Origin of the sequence: Novosphingobium sediminis (genome assembly GCF_007991615.1) — a bacterium.
In the GTDB taxonomy this organism is placed as follows: Bacteria; Pseudomonadota; Alphaproteobacteria; order Sphingomonadales; family Sphingomonadaceae; genus Novosphingobium; species Novosphingobium sediminis.
In genome coordinates this window covers 19,889-35,302 of the sequence record NZ_BJYR01000015.1, presented here as the reverse complement: position 1 = coordinate 35,302, position 15,414 = coordinate 19,889, and the positions used below count along the sequence as shown (strand labels likewise).

The 15,414-nt window shown below is 66.6% G+C and carries 13 protein-coding genes; 9 read left to right on the top strand and 4 right to left on the bottom strand.

Features of this window, described 5'->3' with window-relative positions:
- Positions 1-48: 48 nt before the first annotated feature.
- Entirely contained in the window at positions 49-2,916 is a 2,868-nt protein-coding gene (locus NSE01_RS11580) for a M16 family metallopeptidase (RefSeq protein ID WP_147159777.1), read from the bottom strand.
- A gap of 98 nt (positions 2,917-3,014) precedes the next feature.
- On the opposite strand from NSE01_RS11580, the gene NSE01_RS11575 reads away from it, so the two are divergent.
- A complete protein-coding gene (locus NSE01_RS11575; RefSeq protein ID WP_147159776.1) occupies positions 3,015-4,931 on the top strand; it encodes a CocE/NonD family hydrolase in 1,917 nt (638 codons plus the stop codon).
- A gap of 54 nt (positions 4,932-4,985) precedes the next feature.
- Here the strand turns inward: NSE01_RS11575 and NSE01_RS11570 are convergent, their stop codons facing one another.
- Positions 4,986-7,331, bottom strand: coding sequence for a putative bifunctional diguanylate cyclase/phosphodiesterase (locus NSE01_RS11570; protein WP_147159774.1), 2,346 nt, complete (start codon positions 7,329-7,331; stop codon positions 4,986-4,988).
- 4 nt (positions 7,332-7,335) lie between these two features.
- Entirely contained in the window at positions 7,336-7,929 is a 594-nt protein-coding gene (locus tag NSE01_RS11565) for a carboxypeptidase regulatory-like domain-containing protein (protein WP_147159773.1), read from the bottom strand.
- Positions 7,930-8,037: 108 nt separating this feature from the next.
- Here NSE01_RS11565 and NSE01_RS11560 point away from each other — a divergent pair, with 108 nt between their 5' ends.
- Entirely contained in the window at positions 8,038-8,925 is an 888-nt protein-coding gene (locus NSE01_RS11560) for a DUF3034 family protein (RefSeq protein ID WP_147159771.1), read from the top strand.
- An 11-nt stretch (positions 8,926-8,936) separates the two neighbouring features.
- Positions 8,937-9,497 (top strand): group I truncated hemoglobin, encoded by a 561-nt coding sequence (locus NSE01_RS11555; protein ID WP_246135178.1) that lies wholly within the window; start codon positions 8,937-8,939, stop codon positions 9,495-9,497.
- Between the two features lie 100 nt (positions 9,498-9,597).
- On the opposite strand, the gene purC is transcribed toward NSE01_RS11555, so the two are convergent.
- Positions 9,598-10,383: a phosphoribosylaminoimidazolesuccinocarboxamide synthase gene (purC, locus tag NSE01_RS11550; RefSeq protein WP_054120732.1), complete on the bottom strand. Its 786-nt coding sequence runs from the start codon at positions 10,381-10,383 to the stop codon at positions 9,598-9,600.
- 303 nt (positions 10,384-10,686) lie between these two features.
- Here purC and wrbA point away from each other — a divergent pair, with 303 nt between their 5' ends.
- The 6 genes from wrbA to NSE01_RS11520 all read left to right on the top strand — a co-directional run bounded on the left by wrbA (position 10,687) and on the right by NSE01_RS11520 (position 15,406).
- Positions 10,687-11,286 carry an NAD(P)H:quinone oxidoreductase gene (gene wrbA / locus NSE01_RS11545; RefSeq protein WP_147159770.1) on the top strand — a complete coding sequence of 200 codons (600 nt, stop codon included), beginning with the start codon at positions 10,687-10,689 and terminating at the stop codon, positions 11,284-11,286.
- A gap of 298 nt (positions 11,287-11,584) precedes the next feature.
- Positions 11,585-11,995, top strand: a complete 411-nt coding sequence (locus NSE01_RS11540; protein WP_147159768.1) for a ketosteroid isomerase-related protein — start codon at positions 11,585-11,587, stop codon at positions 11,993-11,995.
- Positions 11,996-12,005: 10 nt separating this feature from the next.
- The gene (locus NSE01_RS11535; RefSeq protein WP_147159767.1) at positions 12,006-12,596 is read left to right on the top strand and encodes a GNAT family N-acetyltransferase; all 591 of its coding nucleotides are present in this window, start codon (positions 12,006-12,008) and stop codon (positions 12,594-12,596) included.
- Positions 12,597-12,705: 109 nt separating this feature from the next.
- Positions 12,706-13,605, top strand: a complete 900-nt coding sequence (locus tag NSE01_RS11530; protein WP_147159766.1) for a carbon-nitrogen hydrolase family protein — start codon at positions 12,706-12,708, stop codon at positions 13,603-13,605.
- The gene (locus NSE01_RS11525; RefSeq protein ID WP_147159765.1) at positions 13,605-14,663 is read left to right on the top strand and encodes a glycerophosphodiester phosphodiesterase family protein; all 1,059 of its coding nucleotides are present in this window, start codon (positions 13,605-13,607) and stop codon (positions 14,661-14,663) included. The genes NSE01_RS11530 and NSE01_RS11525 overlap by 1 nt, the downstream gene beginning before the upstream one ends.
- 77 nt (positions 14,664-14,740) lie before the next feature.
- A complete protein-coding gene (locus tag NSE01_RS11520) occupies positions 14,741-15,406 on the top strand; it encodes a hypothetical protein (protein ID WP_147159763.1) in 666 nt (221 codons plus the stop codon).
- Positions 15,407-15,414: the final 8 nt, after the last annotated feature.

Sequence of the window (15,414 nt, the reverse complement as noted above, 5' to 3'; positions counted from 1 at the left end):
TGCCTGCAAACGGAAGGCTACGCCTAATCGCGCAAAGGCCCATCCTCCCTAACGGGCAGGGGCGGGGGCGCCTTCGGGCAGGACAAGCGCGACGACGGCCTGATCGGGCGCGAGGTAGCGTTTGGCGAGGGCTTGCAGATCGGCGGCGGTAAGCGCGTCGAGGCGTTCGCGCGCTTTCTGGAATCGGTCGAGCCGGTCGGGCTGGCTCTGTGCGCGGTCGATCAGGGCGAGCCAGCCGGCGTTGGTCTTGAGCAGGCTGTCGATCCTCTCGCGCATCGGGGCGCGGGCGCGGGCGAGGATATCGGCGTCCACCGGCTTGGCGCGCAGATCGGCGATGGTGCTTTCGATGGCGCTGCGGGTGGCGGCGACATCGGCGACATCGACCGAGGCGTTGACGGTGAACGTGCCCCAGCCGCGCCAGACCCGGCTGAGCGAGGACGACGCGCCGGGGGAATAGGCCTTGCCGAGCGCCTCGCGCACGGTGTCGAGCACTTCGATGCCGGTGACTTCCTGCAGGAGTTCGAGGCCGATGCTGGTCACGGGGTCGCTATCATCGGTGGTGGGCCAGACATAGCGGACGATGGCCTGATTGGCCGCGCCCTTGTGGCGGATCACGGTGAGGCCGCGCTTGGGCGTAAAGCTGCGCTCGCGGGCATCCGCGTAGGGGCGGAAATCAGGCTCGCGCGCCGGGAGCGCGCCGAGGGTGCGGGCGACCATGGGAATCGCGGCGTCTGGATCGAAATCGCCGACGAGGGTGAGCTCGATGGCGCCGTGGGCCAGCCGATCGCCGATATCGGCCTTGAGGCGGGCCATGGTGAGTGTCTGATAGGTTTCGGGGCTCTGGACGGTGAAGCGCGGATCGCCGGCGGACAGTATGCCGGGCAGCGTGTTGGCGAGCGCGGAGGCGGGGGTCGCATCGAGCCGCGCGAAGAAGTTCGTCATCGTCTGGTGGTAGAGCTCGTCCGCTTCGGTGCGCCAGCCGGGATCGCTGACCAGCGCGGCGAGGAGCTGGAGCTGGAGTTCGGCATCGCGCCGCGTGGTCCCGCCGCCGAGCACGAAGGCATCGCCGACCGAGTTGATGCTGAAGCTGACCGATTGGCCGGCAAGCAGGCTCTGCAACTCGTCGATGCTGTGCTTTCCGAGCCCGCCGGTGGGGAGCATCGAGGTCATCTCGGTGGCAGTGGGATTGGCTTTGGTATCGAGCAGTTCGCCGCCATCGAGGGCGAGCCGCACGAGGATGCGATCCGTTTCGAGATCGGTGCGCTTGAGGTTTAGCCGTACGCCATTGGCGAAGCGGAGCTGGCGGATGCCGAGGTCTGCGCGTGTCACATCGCTGGCGACGGTGCCTGGGGCGCCGAAATCGGTGTAGCCGAAACTGCCGGATTTCACATCGACCTGGCTGCGCAATGGCGCGCGCAGGGCCTGTTCCCAAGCGGCGCGCAGGGCTGGTTCGCCGCCTGCCGGTGCAGTGCGGCCCTGAAAGCGGATCAGCGGATTGGTGAGCGGGATCGCATCGGCGCGCAGCGCGGCGAGGACGGCGGCGGGGGTGAACGAAGCGGCGTGGCGGTTGAAGCGTTCGAGCGCGGAGGCGGGTGTGGTCGGCACCTTTTCATCGCGCAGGAGGAGCAGCGCCGCGCCGACCAATGCATCGTTGCTGCGCGTATCGGCAGAGGCCGCAGCGTTTTCGATGCCGCTGCGCACGCCTGCGACCTGTTCGGCCACTTCGGCTTCGGTAAAGCCCTTGGCCAAGGCTTCGCGGTAGACCTGCGTTGCGGCGACGAGGCCATCTCGCCAGCCCTTGTCCGGCGTATCGACGATGAGGTTGGTGGTGCGCCCGATGTGGAACACCTCGCTGGTGCCGAGCCCTGCGCCGCGGAATGGGGGCTTGGGCAAGCGGCTGAGGCGCTGCATGCGGCGATTGATGACGCCGTAGCCGAGTTGGCGCAGGAGATTGACGCGGCGGCTTTCCTCGGTGTCTGGCTCGCGGCGCCAGCGGCCATGGCGCGAGACGGTGACGCGTTCGGACAGCGCGGGATCGAGGTGAATGCGGCTCATCCCTTGCTGATCGACGAGGACACGGCCCTGATCGGGGCGCTTGGCGGGTTTGCGGGCGGGCCAATCGGCGAAGCGGGCCTTGATTGCTGCTTCCACCGCATCGGCGTCAAGATCGCCGATCACGATGAGGGTGGCTTTGGCGGGCACATATTCCCGCGCCCAGAAGGCCCTGAGGGCGGCTGCGGTCGCAGCCTTGAGCGAGTCCACGGTGCCGATGGGGAGCCGGTCCCGGTAGTGCGCCTGCGGGTAGAGGAAGGCCATCTGGTCCTTGCTGTTCTCCAACGCATAGCCTTGCCCGTCGCGCAGTTCGGAGAGGACGACGCCGCGCTCGCGCTCCACCGCCGAGGGATCGAAGCTGAGTTCGCTCGCCGTCTCGCGCATCAGCATCAGCGCGGTATCGAGGAGGCGCGGCTCGCCCCGGGGGAGGCTGAGCAGGTACATCGTCTGCTCGAAGCTGGTCTGCGCATTGGTATCGGCGCCGAAGGCGAGGCCTTCGCGTTCGAGCAGCTTGACCATTTCGCCCTCGGGCACATGCGTGCTGCCGTTAAAGGCCATGTGTTCGACGAAATGGGCAAAGCCGCGCTCGCTGTCCCGTTCGTCGAGCGAGCCGGTATCGATCTGGAGGCGGACTTCGGCGGTGCCCTTGGGCGTGGCATTGTGGCGGATGACGTAGCGCATCCCGTTGGGCAGACGGCCGAAGCGGAAGGCAGGATCGGGCGCGAGATCGCTGCGTTCGAAGGCCCAATGTTCAAGGGCCTTGGCGGGGGCAGGCTTGGCCCGTGCTGGGGCCACTGCCGGGGACAGCGGCAGCGCGGCGATGAGGAGCAGGGCGAAGAAACGGACAAAAGCGCGGATGAGCATCACCGGCGGTTGTGGCGGCTGCTGCGTGAATGCGCAATGACGCTTGGCACAAGTCCCGCGGGTGGTAAGCTCGCCTTGTTTTGGCGAGGGGGAATTGCATGACGAAGCTGCGCGCGGGTCTGGCTCTTGGGCTTTTGCTGGCGAGTGCCGGGACGGTGTGGGCGGCGCCCGCCAAGGGGCCGGTCTATGACGAGCGGCCCACGACGATCACGCAGCCGGTGGCGGCGCGGGACTATGAGCGGCGCGCGGTGGAAATCCCGATGCGCGACGGGGTGAAGCTGCACACCGTCATCATGATTCCGAAGGGGGCGAAGGGTGCCGCCCAGAAACCGGCAATGCTGCTCACCCGCACGCCTTACAACGCGGAAGAAATGACCAGCCAGCATGGCTCGCCGATCATGGCGGTGGCGCTAGATGGCTATGACCATGCGCCCGATGTGGTGACGGGCGGCGGCTATATCCGCGTGGTGCAGGATGTGCGGGGCAAGTATGGCTCCGAAGGGACGTACGTGATGAACCGGCCCTTCGTGGGCACGTCGCTCAATCCGACCAAGACCGACCACGCGACCGACACGTACGACACGATCGACTGGCTGGTGAAGAACGTGCCCGAAAGCAACGGGCGCGTGGGGATCATCGGGATCAGCTATGACGGGTTTACCGCGCTGGCGGCGCTGGTGAACCCGCATCCGGCGCTGAAAGTGGCGGTGCCGATGAACCCGATGGTCGATGGCTGGCGCGGCGACGACTGGTTCCACAACGGCGCGTTCCGCCAGATCGGGATCAGCTACATCTGGGAACAGGTGGCGACGCGGGACAATGCCAACAAGTATGAAGTGGCCGAGGCGGACGCCTATGCGCACTTCATGAAATATGGCTCGGCAGGCGCGCTGGCGAGCGCGCAGGGGCTGGATCAGATCGGGTTCTGGCAGAAGCTGAAGGCGCATCAGGCGTGGGACAGCTTCTGGCAGGAACAGGCGATGGACAAGGTGTTGGCCAAGGCGCCGCTGAAGGTGCCGACGCTGTTGGTCCATTCGCTGTGGGATCAGGAGGATATCTACGGCGCGCCGGCGGTGTGGAAGGCGCTCAAGCCGCAGGACAAGGACGGCCTGCTGCATATGTCGATCGGGCCATGGTATCACGGGCAGGCCATCGAGAAGGCCGATACGCTCGGTGCGATCAAGTGGGATGCGGATACCGGCAAGTGGTGGCGGATGAACGTGCTGGCGCCGTTCCTCGCGCATTATCTCTATGACAAGCCGATGGATGTGCCGACCGTGACGGCGTTCCAGAGCGGCACGAACGAGTGGCAGAAGCTGGGCGGCTGGCCTGCAGCCAAGGCTGAGAAGAAGCTCTACCTGCTGCCGGGCGAGGGGCTGGGTTTCGCGCCCGCAGCCGAGGCGGGGACGGTGGACTATGTCTCCGACCCGGCCAAGCCGGTTACCTATTACCCGCGCCCGAACCAGCAGGAAGGCTATGACGGCAATCCGTGGCCGACATGGCTGGTGGGCGACCAGCGCGCGGTTTCGGGGCGGCCCGATGTGCTGGCGTTCGTCGGCCCGGTGCTCGACAAGCCGGTGACGATTGCGGGCGCGCCGGTGGTGCACCTGACGGCATCGACCAGCGGGACCGACAGCGACTGGGTGGTGAAGCTGATCGACGTTTACCCCGATGCCGTGGCGGGCGACCGGGCGATGGGCGGATACGAGCTGGCGGTGGGCATGGACATCTTCCGCGGCCGCTTCCGCGAGACGCTGAGCGAGGCGCGGCCTTTGAAGGCGAACACGCCGCTGGGCTATGTGTTTGAACTGCCGCAGGCGAACCATGTGTTTCTGCCCGGGCACCGGATCATGGTGCAGGTGCAGTCCAGCTGGTTCCCGCTTTACGACCGCAATCCGCAGACGTTTGTGCCTTCGATCCTCGATGCGAAGCCGGGGGATTACGTGAAGGCCACGCAGAAGGTGAGCGTGGGCGGGGCGGACGGGAGCTACATTGCGCTGCCGGTGGTGGAGTAGGGGGGCGCGGGCCCACCTCCGACCCCTCCCGCAAGCGGGAGGGAGGGATACGAGTTAGCCCGCCGCTGCGCGGTGCGGCGCTTCACCGGCGAGGCGGGTGATCAGGGCCGGGACGGCGCCATCGGGCACGGGGCGGCTGACGAGGTAGCCCTGGATCAGGTCGCAGCCTTCGCGTTGCAGGGCTTCCATGGTGGATTCGAGTTCGACGCCTTCGGCCAGGGTCTCGATGCCGAGCGCGGCGGCGAGGGTGGTGATGGCGCGGATGATGGCGCCGGCGCTGGCGTCGCGGCCGAGATCGCGGACGAAGCTCTGGTCGATCTTGAGCTTGTCGAACGGGAAGCTGCGCAAGTAGCTGAGCGATGAGTAGCCGGTGCCGAAATCATCGAGCGCGATGCGCACGCCGAGGCCGCGCAGGCTGTGGAGCATGGCGAGTGTGCGCTCGACATTGCCGATGAAGATGCTCTCGGTGATTTCGAGTTCGAGCCGGTTCGCGGGGAGGCCGGAGGCGGCGAGCGCCTGCACGATGGTCTGCGCGAGGACGGGGCTGGTGAACTGGCGCGGCGAGATGTTGACCGCGACCGAGAGGTGGCCGGGCCACGCGGCGGCGCGGGCGCAGGCATCGCGGATCACCCATTCGCCGATCTGGACGATGAGGCCGGTTTCTTCGGCGAGCGGGATGAACTCTGCCGGGCTGACGAGGCCGCGCTCCGGGTGGTTCCAGCGGATGAGGGCCTCGAAGCCCTTGAGGCGCTGCTCGGCCATCGAATAGAGCGGCTGGAAGTGCAGCTCGAAGCCGCCTTCGCGCACGGCGCTGCGCAAATCGAGCTCGAGCTGGCGGCGGCGGCGGGCTTCTTCATCGAGCGCGGCCTCGAAGAAGTGGTAGGTGCCCTTGCCCTCGCTCTTGGCGCGGTAGAGCGCGAGATCGGCGTTCTTGAGGATCTCGTCGCTGGTCGCGCCGTCAGAGGGGCCGACAGCGACGCCGAAGCTGGCGCTGAGCTGGACGGTGCGGCCGCCGATATCGACCTCGTCGTTGAGCGCGGCGTGGATGGTGCGGGCCATCGAGGCGGGATCGGCACTTTCGCCGAGGCCGGTGACGAGGAGGCCGAATTCATCGCCGCCGAAGCGAGCAACCATGTGATCGGGGAAGCGTTCCTGCAGGCGCTGGCCGGCCTGGCGCAGCAGCGCATCGCCGGCGGGGTGGCCGAGCGTGTCGTTGATGATCTTGAAATTGTCGAGATCGACGAAGACGACCATCGTGCGGCTGGTGGGCATCTGGCGGGCGACGGCGCGGTCCAGCTTTTCGATGAAGAAGCGGCGGTTGGGGAGCGTGGTGAGGCCATCGTGCAGCGCGCTGTGGACGATCTGGCGCTCGCGCTCCTCGATGGCGTCGACCATCGCGTTGAAGCTCTGCGCGAGATCGGCGACTTCGGCATCACCGGTGACGGGAACCTTGGAAACGGTGCCGCCGGCATAGCGCTGGGCGGCGCCGGCAAGCTGGCTGAGCGGGCGGCTGATGCTGCGCGCGATGCGCAGCGCGAGCCAGAGGCCGGCGAGCGTGCCGACGAGGGCGATGCCCATCAGCACGGCGTTGAGCGCGCGGTAGGCCTCCATCGCCTGATCGAGCGAATGGCTGAGGATGAGGCGCGGCTCGATCCCGCGCTGGAGGCTGGGGAGCGCGGAGAGGCGGACGAGCTGGCGGCCCTGCGGCGTTTCCAGTTCGCCGATGCGGCCAAGGCCGAGATCGCGCTGCGCCGGGGCGAGCGTGGTGGCGGGGGCGACCGAGGCCTTGATCGGCACGGCGGAGAGGCGGCCCAAGGCTTCGAGATCGCGGGTGCCGAGCGGCTGGGCGAGGATAAGCCACCCCGCGAGATCGGGAATCTCGATCGGGGCGGCGACGGCGAGGCCGAGTTTGCCCTTGAGATCGATCACGCCGCTGCCCTGCCCGGCATCGAGCGCGGGGAGGAGCGCCTTGCCATCGAGCGCGGGGGCGCCGGGGCTGGTGACGACGGTGCCATCGAGCATGACGACGGCGGCGACTTCGGCGCCGCTGCGTTCGCCGAGGCTGGCAAGCGCGGAGCCGAGCGTGGCGCGGTCGTTCGTGGCGAAGGCCTCGCGGAAGCCGAAATCGCGCGCGACGACCGAGGCGGCATCGCGCAATTGCCCGGCGCGGCTGGCGATCAGCTGTTCGAACACGCGGGCGTTGGCCGACATGTCGCGTTCGGCGACGGCGTGGGCGAACAGGCTGACCCCGCTGCCCGCGACGCCGACGGTGACTGCCATGACGCCCGCGAGCAGCGCCATGAACAGCGCGGCGATGCGCGCGCGCAGGGTGCGGGGGCGGAAAGCGGACAGGCGGGCGATGATGCGGCCATTGATGCTGGCGGGGAGGGCGTTGGGCATGAGGTCAGCGCAGCTCTATCGTGAGGCGGGCCGGATTGCCGGACGCGATGGTGAGGGTCTGGACGGTCTCGTTGCCGCTGCCGCGCAGGCGCGGGTGCCACACGGTGACGCGGTGGGTGCCGGGAGCGAGGCCATCGATCTGGCCGCGCCCGTTGAGATCGGTGGCGGCCGCGTAGGGCGTCGAGACGACGCGGATATAGCCGCGCATCTTGTCGTGGATATTGCACCCGAGCGCGACGGTGCCGGTGATCGGGAAACGCTGCGAGCGCGTCTGGTCGCGGCCGTAGAGTTCGATCTGGAAGCGCGCGGGCTTGGAAAAGCTGTAGATGCTGTGGCGCACCGTATCGAGATTGGGGAACGCGACGGACGAGCCCTGCGGCACGATCAGAGTGCCGGGAACGAAGGTCTGGTTGCGCTGGGCCATGGCATTGCGCCACGGGAAGGTGACGGCGCGCGTGCTGCCCGGCGGGGGCGGAATTTCGATCACCGCGCCTTCGACCGGGAGGCCGCGCTGGTCGAAGACCTGAACCACCGAGGTCTGCGGACCGCTTGCCGACACCCCCGTCAGGCACAGGAGCCCAAGGGGCAACCGAGTCACGAACCGCTTCAGCATGTACGCGGTTTCGCAGGATTTTCCTAAGAACTGGTCAATCGTTCGGTGCGCTGCCTTTACCATTCTGCAAGGGGAATTAGCTAACGAGAGGGAATGCGAAAAAGCCCCGTTTTTCCTGCCCTGGCCTGCGTGCTGGGGGCGCTGGTTTCGGCCGCTCCGGCAGCGGCCCGCGACCTTGTCAGCTTCGACAGCGGCAAGCTGATCCTGACCAACGGGATCACCACGATCGAGGGCAGCGGCGGCGGCGGCCTTGCCACGTGGGCGACGATTTCCGGCATGGGCACGGACCGCGCGGTGGGCATCTCGGCGCATGTGACGGGGGTGGAACTACCCGATTTCCGGCTCGATACGCATGGCATTGCGGCGGGCATCCGCGACCGGGTCGAGCTGGCCTATGCGCGGCAGAACTTCAACACACGCAACGTGGGCGCGGCGCTGGGGCTGGGGCGTGGGTTTCAGTTCAATCAGGACATCTTCTCGGCCAAGGTGCGGCTGGCGGGCGATCTTGTCTATGGGCCGGGCTGGCTGCCGCAGGTGAGCGTGGGGGTGGAGCACAAGCGCAGCCTCGATGCCGCCGTGGTGCGCGCGGTGGGGGCGAAGGCTTCGGCGGGCACCGACTTCACGGTGAGCGCGACCAAGCTGTTTCTGGGCGCGAGCGTGCTGGCCAACGCGACCGTGCGGTGGACCAAGGCCAACCAGTTTGGCCTGCTCGGCTTCGGCGGAGACAAGCGTGCGGGTCGCAGCGTGCAGTTTGAAGGATCGCTGGGGTACATGGTGACCTCAAGGCTGGTCGTTGGCGGCGAATGGCGCACGCGGCCGGACAACCTTGGCATTGCGCGCGAGGATGATGCCAAGGACTTGTTCGCGGCCTGGGCGGTGGCCCGGCACGTGACGGTGACGGCGGCCTATGTCGATGTCGGCTCGGTCGCGACGTTCAAGAACCAGCGCGGCGGGCTGCTTTCGCTGCAACTGGCCTACTGAGGGAGCCGAGGATGATGTTTCTGCTGCCCCTGCTGATGGCCGCTGCTCCGGTGGCCGAGCCGCCTGTCGAACCTGCGCCGACGACAACGGAAGCGCCCGTCGATTGGGACAAGGAATTCGGCGTCGTGCGCAAGGAGCGCGATCCGGTGACGGGGGAGATTCCGGTCGATCCCTATGTGCAGAGCGCTGCCAATGCTGGCGCGAAGCCGTACTCTGGCGAGGGGCTGGCGAAGGCGTTCGGCGGGCAGGCGGGCATTCGCCGCATCACCGACCGCGCGCTTGAATTGAGCGAGGCGGATCCGAGGATCAAGGCGATCTTCGAGGAACATGACATGGTGCGGCTGCGGCGCACGCTGTTTGAACAGGTGTGCTACGTGCTGAACGCCGGGTGCAGCTATACCGGCCGCGACATGAAGACCGCGCACAAGGGGCTGGGCACGACGCGCGCCGATCTCAATGCGCTGGTCGAGAACCTGCAGCGCTCGATGCGCGAGGCGCATGTTGCGTTTGCGGCGCAGAACCGGCTGCTGGCGAAGCTGGCGCCGATGAGTGGGGATGTGACGGAGCGGTAGGGGCGGGGGCTTTGCCGCTTGCCCACCCCCGACCCCTCCCGCAAGCGGGAGGGGGGAAGAAGATTGGGCCTCCCGCGAGCGGGAGGGGAGATGGGGCGCGTTACTTCTTGCCGCGGAGCTTGCGGTGGGCGCCGAGGTCGAACACTTCGCTCGGGCCGCCGTCGTTTTCCAGCAGGCCGAGGCGGCGGGCGACTTCCTGGTAGGCTTCTTCTTCGCCGCCAAGATCACGGCGGAAGCGGTCCTTGTCCAGCTTTTCGCCGGTGACCATGTCCCACAGGCGGCAGCCGTCGGGGCTGATTTCGTCGGCGAGGATCACGCGGCTGTAGTCGCCGTCCCAGATGCGGCCGAACTCGAGCTTGAAATCGACGAGGCGGATGTTGATCGCGGCGAACATGCCGACCATGAAGTCGTTCACGCGGATCGCCATCGAGGAAATGTCCTGCATTTCCTCGTTGCTGGCCCAGCCGAAGCAGGCGATGTGCTCTTCGGCGACCATCGGATCGCCCAGCGCATCGTCCTTGTAGTAGTATTCGATCAGGGTGTGGGGCAGCGGCTCACCCTCAGGAATGCCGAGGCGCTTGCTGATCGAGCCGGCGGCGACATTGCGCACCACGACTTCGATCGGGATGATTTCCACCTGACGCACCAACTGCTCGCGCATGTTGAGGCGGCGAATGAAGTGCGTGGGGATGCCGATGTGGGCGAGGCGCGTGAACACGTACTCGCTGATGCGGTTATTGATCACGCCCTTGCCGTTGATCGTGCCGCGCTTCTGCGCGTTGAAGGCGGTGGCATCATCCTTGAAATACTGGATGATGGTGCCGGGTTCGGGGCCTTCGTAGAGGATCTTGGCCTTGCCTTCGTAGATCTGGCGGCGACGGGACATGGGCGGTTCTTTCACTGGCGCTGGCACAAAGATAGGCCCGGCGCGGTAAATCAAAAGCCCCGGCGTGGCGGGAATTTCACCGATGGGCGAAAAACCTGCTCTGGGCCGGGGCGGTCGGCACGGCCCATAGGACAAAACGCGCGTCCACGCAAATGGACACATCTGGGACCGTTTGTTCGATAAACCTGAACAATGAACACGATTTTATCCGGCTGAACCGGAGCATTCTCCAGCGGTAGACAGGCTTCAGACAACGGCGGCGGGCGCGATTCGGCCCTCCGCGCAACGCAAAGGATATCTCCGATGGCAAAGGTTCTGGTGCTCTATCATTCGGCTTATGGCCACGTTGAAACCATGGCGAACGCGATCGCCGAAGGTGCGCGCGCGGCGGGCGCCGAAGTGGATGTGAAGCGCGTGCCCGAGACGGTGCCGGAGGAAGCGGCCAAGGCCCATCACTTCAAGCTCGATCAGGCCGCGCCCATCGCGACGGTGGCGGAACTCGAAAACTATGACGCGATCGTGGTCGGCACCGGCACGCGGTTTGGCCGGATTTCCAGCCAGATGGCCTCGTTCCTCGATCAGGCCGGCGGCCTGTGGGCGCGCGGCGCGCTGAACGGCAAGGTCGGCGCGGCGTTCGTTTCGACCGCGACGCAGCACGGCGGGCAGGAAACGACGCTGTTTTCGGTCATCACCAACCTGCTGCACTTCGGCATGACGATCGTGGGGCTGGACTATGGCCATCAGGGCCAGATGCGGAATGACGAAGTGGTCGGCGGTGCGCCTTATGGCGCCACGACGATTGCGGGCGGCGACGGCAGCCGCCAGCCGAGCGAGACCGAACTGGAAGGCGCGCGCTATCTTGGTGCGCGGGTCGCGACGACTGCGGCGAAGCTGTTCGGGTGATGCATCGGGAGGGGTGCCGGTGGGTGCCCCTCCTTTTGCCTGCAATCGTCACCCTGAACTTGTTTCAGGGTCCATGGTGCCGCCAGCATGGAACTCTCGGTGCTGATACCACGCCGCGGCAAGGTCGCTTTCGTTCTGAAGTGGCCGTTCGGGCTGAGCAATGGACCCTGAAACAAGTTCAGGGTGACGGCGGTTTGGAACGAGGGCTTTGGGCGTCTTTGCATGCGGATTTTGTATGGGGCGTCGACTGGCGCGGACCGGGCGGTTTCGCTAGGGGGCGGGCAAAGGAGACCCGCTCATGGCCCGTGCCGAAACGATTGCCCTGCTGACCCGCTATTATGCCGCGTTCAATGCGGGCGATTGGCAGGGGATGCTCGATTGCCTCGCGGACGATGTTGCCCACGATGTGAACCAGGGCGAGCGCGTGATCGGCAAGGACAAGTTCGCGGCGTTCCTTGGCCACATGGAGCGCTGCTACAAGGAAGAGCTCAAGGACATCGTGCTGATGGCGACCGATGATGGTTCCCGCGCGGCGGCGGAGTTCGTGGTCCACGGCGCCTACCTCGCGACCGACGAGGGGCTGCCCGAAGCTGATGGCCAGACCTATGTGCTGCCGGCGGGCGCGTTCATCGCGGTGGACGGCGGGAAGATCACGCGGCTGACGATGTACTACAACCTCGCGGACTGGACCGCTCAGGTAGTCGGTTGAGGTTTCGGGGATGACCGTCACCGTCCGCCCGCTGACCGGCGCGGAAATCGGCGCTGCGCTGGAGGATCTGGCGCGGCTGCGGATCAAGGTCTTTGCGGCGTACCCTTACCTCTACGACGGCGATGCGGCCTATGAGGCCGAGTATCTGGCCGAATATGCGGCGGCGGCCGATGCTGTGCTGGTCGCGGCGTTTGACGGGACGCGCATCGTGGGGGCTGCGACGGCGGCGCCGATGATCCACCAGAAGGCCGAGTTCAGGGAACCGTTCGCGGCGCGCGGGCTAGATGTGGACCGGCTGTTCTACTTTGGCGAAAGCGTGCTGCTGCCGGAATATCGCGGGCAACGGATCGGCCATGCGTTCTTCGATCACCGCGAGGCGCAGGCGAAGGCTTGCGGTGCGAATGCGGCGTGTTTTGCGGCGGTGATCCGGGAGGAGGACCATCCGGCGAAGCCTGCGGGATATGTGCCGCACGATGCGTTCTGGACCAAGCGCGGCTATGCCGTGGTGCCGGGGCTGGTGACGGAGCTGGCGTGGAAGGAGCACGGCGAGGAGGGCGAGAGCCTGAAGGCCATGCAGTATTGGCTGAAGCGTTGGGCATGACCGCTTGCCCACCCCCGACCCCTCCCGCAAGCGGGAGGGGAGAAGAAGGCGCAGCGCGGAAAGCCCCTCCCGCTTGCGGGAGGGGTTTGGGGTGGGCATGGAGCTACACATGACCCGCTACACCATCGCCGCCGCGCAGTATCCGATCGAGCAGCTGGCTGACTGGGCGGCCTACGAAGCGAAGCTGACGCGTTGGGTGGAATCTGCGGCGGAGAGCGGCGCGGCGCTGGCGGTGTTTCCCGAATATGGCGGGATGGAATTGGCGAGCCTTGAGCCGGAGACGATGGGCGATCTGGCCGGGTCGCTGGCGAGCGTGGCGGGCATGATCGCGCGCGTCGATGCGCTGCACGGCGAACTGGCGGCGCGGTTTGGGCTACATATCCTGGCGGCGAGCCTGCCGCGGCTTGATGCCGATGGGCGCTATCGCAATGCCGCGCGGCTGTTTGCGCCGAATGGCAAGGCGGGGGTTCAGGACAAGCTGGTGATGACCCGCTTCGAGCGCGAGCAGTGGTTCGTTTCGGCGGGAGTGGACGGCCTGACGCTGTTCGAGACCGCGCTGGGCAAGATCGCGGTGCTGATCTGCTATGACAGCGAGTTTCCGCTGCTGGCGCGGGCGGCGGTCGATGCCGGGGCTGAGGTGCTGCTGGTGCCGAGCTGCACGGACAGTCTGCATGGCTATTGGCGGGTGCGGCTGGGCGCGCAGGCGCGGGCGCTGGAAGGGCAGTGCTATGCGGTGCAATCGCCGACGGTGGGTGTGGCCGACTGGTCGCCGGCAGTGGATGTGAACCGGGGCGCGGCGGGGGTCTATGGGCCGCCGGATCGCGGTATGCCCGAGGACGGGGTGATCGCGATCGGCGCCGAGGGTGAGAGCCAGTGGGTCTTCGCCGAAGTTGATCTGGCGCGTGTGGCGGAACTCAGGGCTGATGGCGGCGTGCTCAATGCGCGCGATTGGCGCGATCAGCCGGGGGCGGGTCGGCTGCCGGCCTTGCGGGTGGTGTCGCTGCTCTGATGCTGCTGCGCCTTGCCCTTGGTGTTCTGCTGCTGGGGATGGCCATGCCGGTTGATGCCAAACCGTTGATTTTCGCACATCGGGGCGCTTCGGCGCTGCGGCCGGAGGAAACGCTGGCGGCTTATGAGCGCGCGATTGCGGGCGGGGCCGATTTCATCGAGCCGGACCTCGTGCCGACCAAGGACGGCGTGCTGGTGGCGCGGCATGAAAGCAATATCAGCGAGACGACTGATGTTGCCGCGCATCCGGAGTTCGCCGCGCGCAAGGTGGTGAAGGTGATCGACGGGCGGGCGCAGGAGGGCTGGTTTACCGAGGACTTCACGCTGGCGGAACTGAAGACGCTGCGCGCGAAGGAGCGGCTGGGCGCGTTGCGGCCGGAGAGCATGGGCTTTGACGGCAAGTTCGAGATCGCGACGTTTGATGAGATCGTGGCGCTGGCGGCGCGGAGCAAGCGGCCGGTCGGGCTGATCCCGGAGTTGAAGCATCCGACGTATTTCGCCGGGCTGGGGTTTGATACGCCGGGCAAGCTGGTCGCCGCGATCAGGGGTTCGGCGTTCCTGCGCACAGCGCCGGTCATCGTGCAGTGCTTCGAGATCGCTACGCTCAAGCGGCTGCACAAGGAACTGGCGGGGCGGCGCAATGTGGCGCTGCTGCAGTTGATCCAGTCGAGCGATGTGAAGCAGCCAGCTGATGTGGTCGCGGCGGGCGGGTCGCTGACGTTTGATGATATGGTGACGCCGCGGGGTCTGGCCGAGATCGCGACCTATGCGCAGTGGATATCGCCGCCGCTGCGGCGTGTTATCCCGCTCGATGCGGCGGGCAATGCGGGTGCGCCTGCCAGGTTGATCGCGGATGCGCACCGGGCGGGGCTGAAGGTGAGCGTGTTCACGTTCCGGCCGGAAAACCAGTTCCTGCCGAAGGACTTGCAGCATGGTGATGCCAATGCGCGCTGGGATGCGGGCATGGTGGACGATGTGCGGGCCTTTGTGGCGGCGGGGGTGGACGGGTTCTTTACAGACGATCCGGCGCTGGGGCGGGCGGCGGTGGAGAGGCCCTGAACGGAGGGGATTTCCCTTGCGCTGACCGGCGACTTTGCCATCCTTTCGAAGATGGCGGCTGAAGAGGGAGCCGAGGCATGGCGCGCCGCTTTGTGACACGCATCCTGATACTGTGGGTCTGCCTCGGGCTGGCGGGCGAGGCGGCAGCTTGCACCCCGGCGCGGCACGCTCGGCTCGAGACAAATCTCGAACTGGTCGCGCGGGCACCGACGATCCTGATCGGCCGGGTGGTACGGTGGGACCGCAAGAAGGTGCCGGAAAATCAATACTATGAGGAATCGAGCATTCTCGTCGAACCCGTCGAGATCTTGAAGGGCGAAGGGCCGCAGGCACCGTTCCGGTTGGATGATATGCTTGCAATGACTGAAGGTCTGGCTTCACCGGCCGACAGCCAACCGAGCGCCTATGACGAATTCCGCGAGCCACATGTGAACGCCTATATGGGCGGCTGTATCCGCTACAACTTCGTGATCGGGCAACTGGTGGTGTTCCTGCTCGCAACAGAAAAAGGAATGTGGGTTCCGTCAGCGAGCATATTTTCGCGCTGGGCTGAGGATGTGCCTTCGGTGGATGGCCCGTGGGTCAAGCTGGTGCGGATCTACGTACAGGCTTCGCAATTGCCGAAGGGGCAACGCCGCAAGTTTCTGCGGGCCGAGCGGGACAAGCTGCTGGCGGGTGACCTGGGCCGTATCGAGCGGTTGATGGCGGACGATATCGATCGGCAGATCAAGCGCAGGCCGTGAGCTTTGCA

What these genes read in the sequence shown, in the direction of transcription:
- NSE01_RS11580 (WP_147159777.1), bottom strand. Translation starts at nt 2,916, where the DNA reads ATGCTCATCCGCGCTTTTGTCCGTTTCTTCGCCCTGCTCCTCATCGCC.
- NSE01_RS11575 (WP_147159776.1), top strand. Translation starts at nt 3,015, where the DNA reads ATGACGAAGCTGCGCGCGGGTCTGGCTCTTGGGCTTTTGCTGGCGAGT.
- NSE01_RS11570 (WP_147159774.1), bottom strand. Translation starts at nt 7,331, where the DNA reads ATGCCCAACGCCCTCCCCGCCAGCATCAATGGCCGCATCATCGCCCGC.
- NSE01_RS11560 (WP_147159771.1), top strand. Translation starts at nt 8,038, where the DNA reads ATGCGAAAAAGCCCCGTTTTTCCTGCCCTGGCCTGCGTGCTGGGGGCG.
- NSE01_RS11555 (WP_246135178.1), top strand. Translation starts at nt 8,937, where the DNA reads ATGATGTTTCTGCTGCCCCTGCTGATGGCCGCTGCTCCGGTGGCCGAG.
- purC (WP_054120732.1), bottom strand. Translation starts at nt 10,383, where the DNA reads ATGTCCCGTCGCCGCCAGATCTACGAAGGCAAGGCCAAGATCCTCTAC.
- wrbA (WP_147159770.1), top strand. Translation starts at nt 10,687, where the DNA reads ATGGCAAAGGTTCTGGTGCTCTATCATTCGGCTTATGGCCACGTTGAA.
- NSE01_RS11540 (WP_147159768.1), top strand. Translation starts at nt 11,585, where the DNA reads ATGGCCCGTGCCGAAACGATTGCCCTGCTGACCCGCTATTATGCCGCG.
- NSE01_RS11535 (WP_147159767.1), top strand. Translation starts at nt 12,006, where the DNA reads ATGACCGTCACCGTCCGCCCGCTGACCGGCGCGGAAATCGGCGCTGCG.
- NSE01_RS11530 (WP_147159766.1), top strand. Translation starts at nt 12,706, where the DNA reads ATGACCCGCTACACCATCGCCGCCGCGCAGTATCCGATCGAGCAGCTG.
- NSE01_RS11525 (WP_147159765.1), top strand. Translation starts at nt 13,605, where the DNA reads ATGCTGCTGCGCCTTGCCCTTGGTGTTCTGCTGCTGGGGATGGCCATG.
- NSE01_RS11520 (WP_147159763.1), top strand. Translation starts at nt 14,741, where the DNA reads ATGGCGCGCCGCTTTGTGACACGCATCCTGATACTGTGGGTCTGCCTC.